The organism is Herbaspirillum robiniae (assembly GCF_002213415.1).
Classification (GTDB): Bacteria; Pseudomonadota; Gammaproteobacteria; order Burkholderiales; family Burkholderiaceae_D; genus Herbaspirillum; species Herbaspirillum robiniae.
Genome location: NZ_NJGU01000006.1, coordinates 129,070 through 142,069 on the forward strand (window position 1 = coordinate 129,070; position 13,000 = coordinate 142,069).

The following is a 13,000-nucleotide window of genomic DNA, read 5'->3' on the forward strand; positions in this document are numbered from 1 at the left end:
ACTTGAGTGGGGATCAGGCAGCCTTCTCATTGGGCGTGCCGAAGTCTTCCGGGAAATGGTTCAGCGCCGACAGCACCGGGAACGGCGTCATGCCGCCCATGGCGCACAGCGAGCCGTTGACCATCGTGTCGCACAGGCTGCGCAGCAGGTGGATCTGCTGCGGCCGCTCGTGGTTGGCGACGATCTTGTCGATCACCTCCACGCCGCGGGTGGAGCCGATGCGGCACGGCGTGCACTTGCCGCAGGATTCGACCGCGCAAAACTCCATCGCGTAGCGCGCCTGCTTGGCCATGTCCACCGTGTCGTCGAACACCACCAGGCCGCCGTGACCGATCATCGCGCCGATGGCGGCGAAGGCCTCGTAGTCCAGCGGCGTGTCGAACTGGCTCTGCGGCATGTAGGCGCCCAGCGGGCCGCCCATCTGCACGGTGCGGATCGGCCGGCCGCTGTCGGTGCCGCCGCCGAAATCCTCCAGCAGCTCGCGCAATGTCAGGCCGAAGGCCTTTTCCACCAGCCCGCCGCGCTTGATGTTGCCGGCCAGCTGGAACGGCAGCGTTCCCATCGAACGACCGACGCCGTAATTCTTGTAGAAGTCGGCGCCGCGCGCCAGGATGATGGGCACCGAGGCCAGCGAGATCAGGTTGTTGATCACGGTCGGCTTGCCGAACAAACCCTCCAGCGCCGGCAGCGGCGGCTTGGCGCGCACCACGCCGCGCTTGCCCTCGATGCTCTCCAGCATGGCGGTCTCTTCGCCGCAGATGTAGGCGCCGGCGCCCTTGCGCACTTCCAGCCGGAAGCGCTTGCCGGAGCCCAGGATGTTGTCGCCGAGGTAGCCCCTGCCAGCGGCGATGGCGATGGCCTCGTTGAGCGTGGCGATGGCGTGCGGATATTCCGAGCGCACGTAGATGTAGCCTTCGGTGGCGCCCACCGCGACGGCGGCGATCGTCATGCCCTCGATCAGCATGAAGGGGTCGTCTTCCATCACCATGCGGTCGGAGAAGGTGCCGGAGTCGCCCTCGTCGGCGTTGCACACCACGTACTTCTGCGCCGCCTTGGCGCCGGCCACGGTCTTCCACTTGATGCCGGTGGGGAAAGCCGCGCCGCCGCGGCCGCGCAGGCCTGAGTCCAGCACCTGCTGCACCACGCCTTCGGGCGTCAAGGCCAGCGCGTTCTTCAGGCCCACATAACCTTCATGGGCCAGGTAGTCGTCCAGCGACAACGGATCGGTGACGCCGACGCGGGCGAAGGTCAGGCGCTCCTGCTTCTTCAGGTAGGCGATCTCCTCGGTCGGGCCCTGCGCCAGCGCATGCGCGCCGCCGCCCAGGAAACCGGCATCGAACAGGCCGGGCACGTCGCCCGCGTCGACCGGGCCGTAGGCGACGCGGCCGGCGCCGGTGGCCACTTCCACCAGCGGCTCCAGCCAGAACATGCCGCGCGAGCCGTTGCGCACCAGCTCGACCTTCAGGCCGCGCCTGCCGGCCTCGGCGGCGATGGCCGCGGCCACCTCATTGGCGCCCAGCGCCAGCGCGGTGGAGTCGCGCGGGACATAGACCGTGATCGCGTCGGCGCTCATGATGCCTCCCGCTTGGCCTGCACCAGCCGCTGGAATTTGTCGGCGCCGACGCGCGCGTGCAGCTCGTCGTCGATCGTGAGGTTGGGGCCGCAGGCGCACTGGCCGAGGCAATACACCGGCTCCAGCGTGAACATGCCGTCCGCCGTGGACTCGTGGAAACCGCAGCCCAGCACGTTCTGCGCATGCTCGGCCAGCGCCTCGGAACCGCGCGCCTGGCAGGCCTCGGCCCGGCATACCTGCACCACGTGCTTGCCCGGCGGCTGCTGGCGGAAGAAGTGGTAGAAGGAAATCACGCCATGCACCTCGGCGCGCGAGACGTTGAGCTCGCCTGCGATCATGGGCACGGCGTCGGCCGGAATGTAGCCGACCTTCTCCTGTATCCCGTGCAGGATGGGCAGCATGGCGCCGGCCATCCCCTTGCGTTCGGCGATGATGCCGCGCACCGCCGCCACGTCGAAAATCTGTTGCCTGTTCATTGAAGTCTCCTGCCTTGCGATGGTGCGGCCGTCGTCCCTGGGGATCTTGTTGCCGGCCGCGAATTTCAAATGAAACCGGGTAGGGGCAGGCCTGCTATGGGCCGGCCCGCTCGAACGAAGTGAGGTAAAGAAGGGAGAGGAACGCCGCGGCCGGCGCGACAAGGCGCGGCGCCGGGATACGCGGCGCGGGCAAAAGCGATGCCCGGGAACCATGAGAGATGGCCCTGCGCATGGATACAGCTGGTCTCCGTTGTTGCATGTTCTCCCTGCCTTTGCGGGTTGGTACAGAACACTGCGGATACGGCCCCTGCACATACCGGACATGCCGGCGCCGTTCCCTGTTTTTTGATAGTCGCTGACACAACCCGCCTGCGGATGCGCTCCCCTTGCGGGTTGTGTCAGCGGCTTTCGCCGCTTGCCGGCCCTCTTGCGGGGGCCGGCGGTATTGCCTGCGTCAGGTTCCGATCAACGGAACAGCACTGCCGACTTCTGCAGCACCAGGGTGATGCCCCAGATCAGCGGGATGCCCACTGCCGCCCATGCCAGGCCGATCACCAGCGGGTTGCCGCCGGAACCGATCTTGGACATGTCGTCCGAGGACGCGGTGGCGGCCGCTTCGGCAGCCGACTTCTCGTGCGCCAGCTTCTTCTCGGCAGCCAGTTCTTCCGGCGTCATGAAGTGCTTGGCGGCGACCGGGCGGATCAGCAGGTTGCAGATCAGGCCCAGCACCAGCATGCCGGCCAGGATGTACATCGTGGTGTTGTAGACCTGGTCCTTGGGCATGCCCAGCGACAGCTGGTACTCACGCATGTAGTTCACCACCACCGGGCCCAGGATGCCGGCGGTCGCCCACGCGGTCAGCAGGCGGCCGTGGATGGCGCCCACCATCTGGGTGCCGAACAGGTCGGCCAGGTAAGCCGGCACGGTGGCGAAACCGCCGCCGTACATCGACAGGATGATGCAGACCGCGCCGACGAACAGCGCGATGCTGTGGCCCTTGGCCGACCACGGCAGGCTGACGTACAGCACGAAGCCCAGCACGAAGAAGATCGCGTAGGTCATCTTGCGGCCGAAGAAGTCCGAGCACGAGGCCCAGGCGAAGCGACCGCCGATGTTGAACAGGCTGATCAGGCCGGTGAAGCCTGCCGCCAGCGCGGCGATGGCGGCCTTCTGCTCGACCGACAGGTCGTTGAAGCCGACATTGACGCCCAGCAGGTGACCGCCGAACACTTCCTGCAGCATCGGCGAGGCGATGCCGATGACGCCGATACCGGCCGACACGTTCAGGCACAGCACCAGCCACACCAGCCAGAACTGGGGAATGCCCCAGACCTTGGAGACGTGCACGTGGTTCTGGGTGATCATGGTGCCGCTGCCGGCAGCGGGAACCGGCGGGGTCCAGCCGGCCGGCTTCCAGCCCGAAGGCGGAACGCGGTAGCCGAAGGCGCCGGCCATCATGAACACGAAGTAGATGATCGCCATGACGACGAAGGTTTCCCACACGCCCACCGAGGTCGGGGAGGCGAACTTCTTCATCAGCGCATCGGCCAGCGGGGTGCCGACCAGCGCGCCGCCGCCGAAGCCCATGATGGCCATGCCGGTCGCCATGCCGCGGCGGTCCGGGAACCACTTGATCAGGGTCGAGACGGGCGAGATGTAGCCCAGGCCCAGGCCTACGCCGCCGATGACGCCGGAGCCGACCCACATCAGCCACAGCTGGTGGGTCTTGACGCCCAACGCCGAGATCAGCAGGCCGCCGCACCAGCACACGGCTGCCACGACACCGGCCTTGCGGGGACCGGCGTGTTCCAGCCAGCCGCCCCAGATCGCCGCCGAGATGCCCAGCAGCACGAAGAACATCGTGTACATCCAGCCCAGCATGGAAATCTTCCAGTCACAGGCGGACGAGAAGATCTGCGCGAAGAAGCCGACATCGGCGCCGCAGGCGATGGGCGCGGTCACGCCCAGCGCCTTGGACAGCGGCAGCCAGAACACGGAAAAGCCGTAGGCCATGCCGATACAAAGGTGAATTGCAAGTGCGGCCGGCGGCACCAACCAGCGGTTGAAGCCCGGCTTGGCAACCGTATGTTCCTTGTTCAGGAAATCGAAAGCCATTATTCCTCCGAATATTTATGTAGAGATTGATGTGGTGGATCTGAGGAGGGAATCCGCGGCAAAGCCGGTAGGGGCGGTTCGTGGGCCGGCCCATCTTTGCGACGATGTCCCTCTCTTGTTTATATATGTACAACACTGCATATATTTTTTATCATTTATGCAGGCTGACGCGAAATTATCACCTAAAAACGGCCCGCTCAATATGCTATCTTTTACATAAATGTATAAAGTCCACATCAAACCGCACTGGGAGATCGCCTACGACAACGAGGCGGCGCTGGATACGGCCAACCTGCTCACGCTGCTGACCGCGATCCAGCAAAGCGGCTCCATTGCCCAGGCCTCGCAACAGATCCGCTACTCCTACCGCCATGCCTGGGGCCTGCTGCGCGACGCCGAGCGGATTTTCGGCAACAGCCTGATCGACAGCGGCCGCGGACGCGGCACCACCCTCACCGATTTCGCCAACAAGCTGCTGTGGGCCGACCGCCTGGTGGCGGCGCGCCTGTCGCCCACGCTGGACAGCCTGGCGTCGGAGCTGGAGATCGAGCTGGGCAAGACGGTGGAAGGCAAATCCGAGACGGTGCGCCTGAACGCCAGCCACGGCTTTGCCGTGGCGGCCCTGCTGGGCAAGATCAACGAGGCCCGGCTGCCGGTGGAGGTGCGCTATCGCCACAGCACCGACGCGGTGGCCGCGCTGTCGCGCCAGGAGTGCGACCTGGCGGGCTTCCACGTGCCGCTGGGCGAGTTCGAGAAGCCGGCCATCGCCACCTACGCCAAATGGCTCAACAAGCGCAGCGACTGCCTGATCCACCTCGCGGTGCGGGCGCAGGGCCTGTTCGTGGAGCCGGGCAATCCGAAGAACGTGCAGTCGCTGGCCGACCTGACCCGCCCCGACCTGCGCTTCGTCAACCGCGAGGCCGGCTCGGGCACGCGCATGCTGCTGGAGCTGATGCTGTCCGGCCAGGGCATCGCGCACAAGAAGATCAACGGCTTTGAAAACACCGAGTTCACCCACTCGGCGGTGGCGGCTTTCATCGCCAGCGGCATGGCCGATGTGGGCTTCGGCGTGCAGACGGCGTCCCAGCGCTTCGGCCTGGAATTCATCCCGCTGGTGCGCGAGCGCTATTTCTTCGCGCTGCCGGCCGCCTCGCTGCACGACCCGCTGATCCGCGCGGTGATCGACATCCTGCAATCCGAATCCTTCCGCACCGCCGTCAACGGCCTGGCCGGCTACGACGCCACCGACACCGGCAAGATCCAGACGCTCAAGGAAGCCTTCGGCTGAAATGAAAACGGCGCGGCCCCAGGTCCGCGCCGCCTCCCCTCCTGCTTCTCCCCAGCGACTTACCAGCCGTACTTCATGGTCAGGTAGACGCTGCGGCCGTCGCCGTAATAGCAGCCTGCCGCAGAGAGGCACGCGGCGACATAGGTCTTGTTGAAGATGTTGGAGGCGTTGAGCGACATCCGCAATCCCTTCAGCTGCGCATTGGTCTTGCCGAAGTCGTAGCGCAGCGCGGCGTCGAACAGGGTGACGCCTGGCATGTGGTAGAGGTTGGTGTTGTCGCCGTAGCTCTCGCCCAGGTAGCGCGCGCCGAAGCCCCCGCCCAGTCCGGCCAGCGCGGCATCCTGCACCGTATAGTCGAGCCAGGCGCTGGCCTGGTTGCGCGGCACGAAGGCCAGCCGGTTGCCGGTGGTGTTGACGCCGCTGCCGTTGGCGTTGGCCCGGGTGATCTTGCTGTCGGTGTAGGCGTACGAGGCGATCAGGTCCAGGCCCTTGTCCAGCTCCACCTTGCCCTCCAGCTCCAGCCCGCGCACGCGCACTTCGCCGGTCTGTTCGTTGAAGCTGGTATTGAGCGGATCGGGCGTGGTCACGTTCTGCTGCGTCATCTCATAGGCCGACAGCGTGACCATGGTGCGCGAACCGTCCGGCTGGTATTTCACGCCCGCTTCGGTCTGCTTGCCCTTGGTCGGCTTGAACACTTCCAGCGTACGGCTGGTGCCCACCGTCGGCTGGAACGAGGTCGAATAGCTGACGTAAGGCGTGATGCCGTTGTCGAAACTGTAGAGCAGGCCGAGGCGGCCGGTGAAGGCGCTGTCGCGCTGGCTGACCGAGCTGCGCGCGGTCGTCGTGGCGGTGCGGGTGCCGGTATCGGCCCAGTCGTAGCGGCCGCCGGCCACCAGCGTCCAGCGCTCCAGGCGGATCTGGTCCTGCAGGTAGATGCCGAACTGGTCGCGATCCTGTTCGATGCGCGTGGCCACCGGCGGCACGGCGCCGCTGTAGCTGCCGTAGACCGGCGCGTAGGCGTTGAACAGCGTGCCCAGGATGCTCAGGCTGCTTTCTTCGTAGTGACTGCGCTCGGACGAATAATCCGCGCCCAGCAGCACCGTATGGCGCGTCGCGCCCAGATCCAGCTTGCCCTGGAGCTGGTTGTCGATGGTCCACATGCGCGAGGTTTCCGGGAACGCCCAGGCGTAGCGCGCCAGCGTCGCCGGGTTGCACGCGGCGCTCAGGCAGGCCGCCTGGATGCGCCGGGTATCGGCCCTGACCTCGCCGAAGCGCAGGTTCTGGCGCACGCTCCAGCTGTCGTTGAAGCGGTGCTCGAATTCATAGCCGAGGAAATACTGCTCGTTGGTGAAACGGTCGAAATTCGGCTCGCCGGCGAAGGTGCTGCGCGACAGCGCCGGGTAGACGCTGGTGTAGAGCGTGCCGTTGGCCGTCAGCACGGGCGCCCCGCCGCCGCCCTTCGAGTCGATCTTCTGGTATTGCGCCAGCAGCGTCAGCTGGGTGGCGGCGTCCGGCCGCCAGGTCAGCGAGGGCGCGAAGTAGGTCTTCTCTTCGCTCACATAGTCGTAGGCGGTGTCGCTCTTGCGCGCCAGGCCGACCAGGCGATAGCTGAGTTCGCCCTGCTCGTCGATCTGCCCGCCCAGGTCAATGCCCAGCTGCTTGCGGTTGTTGTTGCCGTATTGCAGCTCGACCTCGCGCACGGTCTCGGTGGTGGGACGCTTGCTGACCATGTTGACCAGCCCGCCCGGCGCCGCCTGTCCGTACAGCAGCGACGCCGGCCCCTTCAGCACCTCGATGCGCTCCAGCCCGAACGGCTCGATGCGCGGCTGCGAATAGCCGCGCGAGCCGAACGGCAGGCGCAGCCCGTCCAGGTAGCGTCCCGGCACGAAGCCGCGCACCGTCAGCCAGTCGTAGCGCAAGTCGGTATTGCCGTATTGCATGACCACGCCGGGCGTATAGCGCAGGCCCTCGGCGATGCTCTCCACGCCTTGCGCATCGAGCTGGTCGCGCGTGATCACCGAGATCGACTGCGGCGTTTCCTTCAGCGAGGTATCGGTCTTGGTGCCGACGCGGCTGACGCGCGCCACGTTGCCCGTCACCGGCGTCAGGGCGGTCTCGGCTTCAGCCCGCTCCTTCACCACCACGGTGGGCAGCGGCTGCGCCGCGCCCGGCGTCGATTGCGCCGCGGCGACGGCGCGCACCGCGTAGTCGCCGGCGGCCAGGCGCACCGCCCCCATGCCGCTGCCCGCCAGCAAGGCGGCCAGGCCGGCATCGACGGTGTAGCTGCCGTTCAGTCCCGCGCTTTGCAGGCCGCGCAGGCTGGCGCCGTCGTAGGTCAGCGTGATGCGGGCTTCGCGGGCGAAGCGGTCCAGCGCGGCATCCAAGGGACCCGAGGGAATGCGGTAGGCGTGTGCGGCGACGCTGCCGGCGGCGGCCTGCGCCCGGGCCGGCGATGCCGCCGGCAGGCCGAACGCCAGCACCAGCAAGGCGCCCGCAACGGCGTGCGAGAGCGGGCGAAGGACGGGAGCGGCGGTCGCCGCGGACGGGGTGGTTCGGGTAGGCATGTGATTTGAGTGGGGCATGGGGTCAGGTTGATAGGAGCTTCAACTTGTATGCCGCAGCAAATCGCCAATCCCCTCACTTATTTCGGATTATTTTCAAGGCCGGGCGGAAAGCCCCGCCCGCCATGCGGTTGCCGCCAACGTCACTGCGGCCTGCGCGGGATGATCGTGACCCACCAGCGCGTGCGATAGAGCGCTGCGACCGGCTGCGTGGCCAGCAGCACTTCCAGCGTGCGGTCGGTATCGGCCAGCTGGAAGATGCCCGACACCGGCAGGTCCGCCACCGCCGGGTCGCAGCGCAGCAGCCCGGGGCGATAGCGCGACAGCTCGGCCAGGAAGCGATCCATGCGCATCTCGCGCGCGGCAATCAGGCCTTCGGTCCAGGCGCCGGGATCAAACTCGGCGACGTCGGCGCGCCAGACCGCCGCGCGCGTCATGTAGTAGCTGTCGCCGGCCTGCGCCAGCACCGGCGCCGACGCCCCGCCGGCGCTCTCCAGTTCGACCGCGTGCTCCAGCACCGTCAGGCGGGTGCGCTCATCCTCCTTGCGCACCAGGAAGCGCGTGCCCATGGCCAGCATCGTGCCGTCGGAGGTGCCGGCGACGAACGGCCGATGCTGCGGCGACGCCTCGTCGCGCCCGGTGGTGATCATCACTTCGCCGCGGCGCACTTCGACCAGGCGCCGGCCGGCCTCGTAACGCACATTGACCGAGGTGCCGGTATTGAGCAGCAGCTCGGTGCCGTCGTCCAGCCGCACCTGCCGGCGCTGGCCCACGCCGGTGCTGTAGTCGGCCAGCGCCTGCTGCATCCAGGCGCTGTCGCGGCCGGCATAGGCGGTGGCGCCGACGGCCGCGCCGGCCAGCAGCAACTTGAGCGCATTGCGCCGCCCCTTGCGCGCGGACGCCTCGCCGGCGCGCGCAGCCAGCACCTGGCCGGCCAGCGTCGGCGGCACGTTCGCCAGCGCCTGCTGCATGGACGCGATGCGCTGCCACGCCGCCTCATGCCGGGCGTCGGCGCTGCGCCACGCCTGGCACGCCTGGCGCTGTACCGGATCGGCCGCGTGCAGGCGCAGCCGCACGCTCCAGGCGATCGCCTGGTCGACCAGCTCGGGATCGATGACGGGGACGGCGCTCACAGGAAATACACCCGGTAGCACTGCTGCCAGGCGGCGTTGAGGTCGCGTTCGACCGTGGCCAGCGAAACCCCGAGCCGGGCCGCGATGGCCGGGCCGCTCAGCCCCTCCAGCTGCGCCAGCAGGAAGGCCTGGCGCGTGCGCGGCTTGAGCGCATCGAGCGCGGCATCGATGCGCACCAGCGTGTCGATGATCAGTAGCCGGGTTTCCGGCGAAGGGAGCTCCGCTTCCGGCATGGCGGCCAAAGCATCGAGATAGGCCCGTTCGACGTCGCGGCGCCGCCAGTGGTCGATCACCAGCCCTTGCGCGATGCGGGTCAGGTAAGCGCGCGGCTGGCGCAGGCCGTGGGCCTGGGACTCGTCGCGGTTGAGCAGGCGCAGGAAGGTGTCCTGCGCAAGGTCGGCGGCATCCGCCGCGCAACCCAGCTTGCCGCGCAGCCAGGCCTTGAGCCAGCCGTGATGGTCGCTGTAGAGCGTAGCCAGGTGCCGATGCTGCGGGTCGGTGATAGACATGGAATGGATGCCGGCAAGGGTGGACGCCGTGCGCGCGCGGATCGGGCTCCTGCGGCGTCGGCATCTTTTTAAATGAGAATGGATATCATTCTACAGTATTGATGCGCCGCGCTGCTTGTCCACCGCACCTGATCAGGCTACACTGCCGCGCCCCGATCCGCCGCAACGCCCCGCCGCTGCCGGTCCGGATGAACTGACCAGCCCGTTTCATGAATCTCGCCTCCATCGATCCCAAGCTTCTTTCCCTGCTCAACGCCGTCCTGGACGAAGCCCATCTGGCGCGCGGCGCCGCCCGTATCGGACTGCCCTTGCCGGCCGCGGCCAGCGCGCTGGAGCGCTGCCGCCAGCTGTTCCAGGATCCGCTGCTGGAAGACGGCGGCGACGCCATGCAGCTGACCACGGCCGCGCAGGCGCTGCGCGAACCGCTGCGGCAGGCGCTGGCGGCCGCGGGTCATGGCGTGCAGGAGCAGGAGGCGGGCGTGGCCGGCGTGACGCAGCGGGTGCGATTGCTGATGGCCGACTATCCGGCCCAGGTGATCGCGCCGGCGCTGTACGCCGAGCTGGCGCAGAGCGCGCCGCGCCTGGATCTGGAGTTCCAGGCCTGGCACAGCGACGCCGCCGCGGCCGACAGCCTGGAGCGCGCGCAGGTGGACCTGGTCATCGGCTCGCCGGCAAAGCCGCAGGCCGCCGTGCGCAGCCGTGAAGTGCTGCAGGAGCGCTGCGTGGCAGTGATGCGTCACGGCCATCCGGCCGCGCAGCAGCTGACGCTGCAAAAGTGGCTGGCGCATCCGCATCTGCTGGTGGCTAGCCACGACACCCTCAACCGCATGCTGGAAGAGCAGCTCGCCGCCCAGGGGCTGGCGCGCAGGATAGGCGTGGCGGTGCCCAATTTCCTGATGGCCGCGCCGCTGCTGCAGAACTCCGACCTGATCGCACTGATGCCCATGCATTGCGTGCCGGCCGCCAGCGCCGCCCATCCGACGCCGCTGGCCTGCCTGCGCCCGCCGCTGCCGGTGGCGGGCCTGCCGCTGCACCTGCTGCGCCACAAGCGCAGCGACGACGACCTCGCCGTCATGCACGTGGCCCAAACGCTGGAACGCGTACTGCGCCAACACGTCGCCGGGCGCTGAGTCCTTGGCCGCCCCCTAAAGCGAGGCGGCCGGCGCGCTCACATCCAGGTGCTTCTGCAGGAAGCGCACGCACTCGCGCACCTTGGCGGAATTCTTCAACTGCAGCGGATACACCGCGCACAGGTCGGCCTCCTGGTAATACTGCGGCAGCACCCGCACCAGGCGGCCGCGCTTGATGCTGTCGGCCACGTCCCAGATCGAGCGCAGGATGATGCCGTGGCCGTCCACCGCCCACTGGTGGATGATCTCGCCGTGGTTCGACGCCAGCCCGCCCGACACCTTCACCGTCTCCGCCCCCTTGGGGCCGATCATGCGCCAGATGCCGAAGGACTGGTTGCGCTCGCGGATCACCAGGCACTGGTGCTGGCGCAGCGCCGACAGCTCGCCCGGCGTGCCGTGCTTCTTCAGGTAGGCCGGGCTGGCGCACAGCACGCGCTGGCTGGGCAGGATGCGCTTGGAAAACAGATGCTGCTCGTGGCCGGGACCGACGCGGATGTCGAGGTCGATGCCTTCGTTGACCAGGTCGATCTGGCGGTCCACCAGCTCCAGCTGGATCTTCAGCTCCGGATGCAGCGCCGCGAACTGCGACAGGATGGGCGAGACGAACTTGCGCCCCAGGCCGAAACTGGTGCTGACCTTGAGCAAGCCGCGCGGCACCCGCTTGGCGCTGCTGACGGTCTCCATCATCTGCTCGACGTCATCCAGGATCCTGCGCGCCCATTCGTGCACGTTGCCGCCCTCCTCGGTCATCACCACGCTGCGCGTGGTGCGGTGGAACAGCCGCACGCCCAGCGCCTCTTCCAGCAGCGCGATGCGCTTGCTGATGTAGGCGGGCGAGGCGCCGACTTCCTTGGCGGATTCGGCAAAACTGCTGCGGCGGGCGACCACGCAGAACAGGCGCAGGTCTTCGAGCAAGGGAGAATTGTTCACGATATGTGATGGATTAGGGCCACGATCCGTGGATTATAGCCAGCGCGGCGAATTGCCGTTTTGCCATCGCAAGCCCGGCCGTGGCGCGGCATCGTGGCGAATCCCTCCCGTGCGCGGCCGAAATGTGGCAGGCTTGCGCTATCGCAATGATCTTTCGGAGTTTCACAGCATGATCTTCACAGAGGACCAGGAAGTCCCGGCACAGCTGCCGCATATCCAGCGCATCGAAGTCAACCAGCTGTACTGCCTGCGCGTGCAGACGGCCAGGGCCGAGCTGCTGATCGCCGAGCAGGGCGCGCAGGTGCTGCGCTACCAGGAGCACGGCCAGGAGCCGGTGATCTGGATGAGCGAGGAAGCCGCCTTCGAGGCCGGCAATTCGGTGCGCGGCGGCATTCCGGTGTGCTGGCCCTGGTTCGGCGACCTGATGCGCAACCCGCCGCAGGTGCAGGCGCTGCATTCCGGCGGCCGCCTGCCGGCGCACGGCCTGGTGCGCGGCATCGAGTGGATCCTGGTGGAGAACGCCATCGAAGGCGACAGCGTGCGCCTGACGCTGGCCATCCCGCCGACATCGGAATCGCCCAGCCTGCGCCACCTGCCGCCCGGACTGGAGCTGCGCCTGGAGATCCTGCTGGACGACCGCCTGCACCTGAAGCTGACCACCCGCAACGGCAGCGAGCAGCACATCGCGCTGTCGCAGGCGCTGCACAGCTACTTCGCCGTCAGCAGCATCCACAACGCCACCGTCGAAGGCCTGGAAGGCCAGCGCTACATCGAGACGCTGGAAGGCTGGGCCGAACGCCAGCAGAAGCGCGCGCTGGTGGTCAGCAGCGAGACCGACCGCATCTACCTCGACCTGCCGCCGCAACTGGCCATCCGCGACGACGGCTGGAACCGCCGCATCCGCATCGAGGCCAGCGGCTCGACCTCGGCCGTGGTCTGGAACCCGTGGGCCAGCAAGGCGCGCCGCCTGTCGCAGTTCGCCGATGACGCCTGGCAGCGCATGCTGTGCATCGAGACCGCCAACGTCATGGACGACCTGGTGGAACTGGCGCCGGGCGAAGAACACAGCATGGGCGTGGCGCTGTGGGCCGAACCGCTGGGCGGCGCGGCCTGAACTGACTGCGTTCGGCCGGTATGGACCAGGGCGCGGCCGGATTCCGGCGGCGCCTTTTTTGCGTCCCGATTATTCACGATACGTGTTTTATGGAATCACCGATCCGTGCATGATCGGACGGCCGTTGCGCCTTATGATTTCCCTCCGACAGGCGCCGCCAGACTCCGTCAG

Annotated in this window: 10 protein-coding genes; 3 read left to right on the forward strand and 7 right to left on the reverse strand. The window is 67.6% G+C overall.

Going from position 1 to position 13,000, the window contains the following annotated elements; translation table 11 throughout:
• Nucleotides 1–13: 13 nt before the first annotated feature.
• The 3 genes from CEJ42_RS12170 to CEJ42_RS12180 form a co-directional block, all read right to left on the reverse strand.
• Nucleotides 14–1,573: a formate dehydrogenase beta subunit gene (locus CEJ42_RS12170; RefSeq protein WP_088751237.1), complete on the reverse strand. Its 1,560-nt coding sequence runs from the start codon at nucleotides 1,571–1,573 to the stop codon at nucleotides 14–16.
• Nucleotides 1,570–2,049, reverse strand: a complete 480-nt coding sequence (locus CEJ42_RS12175) for a formate dehydrogenase subunit gamma (RefSeq protein ID WP_088751238.1) — start codon at nucleotides 2,047–2,049, stop codon at nucleotides 1,570–1,572. The genes CEJ42_RS12170 and CEJ42_RS12175 overlap by 4 nt, the downstream gene beginning before the upstream one ends.
• 465 nt (nucleotides 2,050–2,514) lie before the next feature.
• Nucleotides 2,515–4,164, reverse strand: coding sequence for an OFA family MFS transporter (locus tag CEJ42_RS12180; RefSeq protein WP_088751239.1), 1,650 nt, complete (start codon nucleotides 4,162–4,164; stop codon nucleotides 2,515–2,517).
• 220 nt (nucleotides 4,165–4,384) lie between these two features.
• On the opposite strand from CEJ42_RS12180, the gene CEJ42_RS12185 reads away from it, so the two are divergent.
• The gene (locus CEJ42_RS12185) at nucleotides 4,385–5,452 is read left to right on the forward strand and encodes a substrate-binding domain-containing protein (RefSeq protein WP_079218836.1); all 1,068 of its coding nucleotides are present in this window, start codon (nucleotides 4,385–4,387) and stop codon (nucleotides 5,450–5,452) included.
• 59 nt (nucleotides 5,453–5,511) lie between these two features.
• On the opposite strand, the gene CEJ42_RS12190 is transcribed toward CEJ42_RS12185, so the two are convergent.
• The 3 genes from CEJ42_RS12190 to CEJ42_RS12200 form a co-directional block, all read right to left on the reverse strand.
• On the reverse strand, nucleotides 5,512–8,016 hold the full coding sequence (locus tag CEJ42_RS12190; RefSeq protein ID WP_088751240.1) for a TonB-dependent siderophore receptor: 2,505 nt from the start codon (nucleotides 8,014–8,016) through the stop codon (nucleotides 5,512–5,514).
• A 140-nt stretch (nucleotides 8,017–8,156) separates the two neighbouring features.
• Nucleotides 8,157–9,146, reverse strand: coding sequence for a FecR domain-containing protein (locus tag CEJ42_RS25025; RefSeq protein WP_165774427.1), 990 nt, complete (start codon nucleotides 9,144–9,146; stop codon nucleotides 8,157–8,159).
• A complete protein-coding gene (locus CEJ42_RS12200) occupies nucleotides 9,143–9,655 on the reverse strand; it encodes a sigma-70 family RNA polymerase sigma factor (protein ID WP_079218834.1) in 513 nt (170 codons plus the stop codon). Before CEJ42_RS12200 ends, CEJ42_RS25025 begins: the two co-directional genes overlap by 4 nt.
• A 209-nt stretch (nucleotides 9,656–9,864) precedes the next feature.
• On the opposite strand from CEJ42_RS12200, the gene CEJ42_RS12205 reads away from it, so the two are divergent.
• Complete coding sequence (locus CEJ42_RS12205; protein ID WP_088751241.1) at nucleotides 9,865–10,785, forward strand: LysR family transcriptional regulator; 921 nt, start codon at nucleotides 9,865–9,867, stop codon at nucleotides 10,783–10,785.
• Nucleotides 10,786–10,800: 15 nt separating this feature from the next.
• Here the strand turns inward: CEJ42_RS12205 and CEJ42_RS12210 are convergent, their stop codons facing one another.
• Nucleotides 10,801–11,715 (reverse strand): LysR family transcriptional regulator, encoded by a 915-nt coding sequence (locus CEJ42_RS12210; RefSeq protein WP_088751242.1) that lies wholly within the window; start codon nucleotides 11,713–11,715, stop codon nucleotides 10,801–10,803.
• A 169-nt stretch (nucleotides 11,716–11,884) separates the two neighbouring features.
• On the opposite strand from CEJ42_RS12210, the gene CEJ42_RS12215 reads away from it, so the two are divergent.
• Complete coding sequence (locus tag CEJ42_RS12215; RefSeq protein WP_088751439.1) at nucleotides 11,885–12,829, forward strand: D-hexose-6-phosphate mutarotase; 945 nt, start codon at nucleotides 11,885–11,887, stop codon at nucleotides 12,827–12,829.
• The last annotated feature ends 171 nt before the right edge of the window (nucleotides 12,830–13,000 follow it).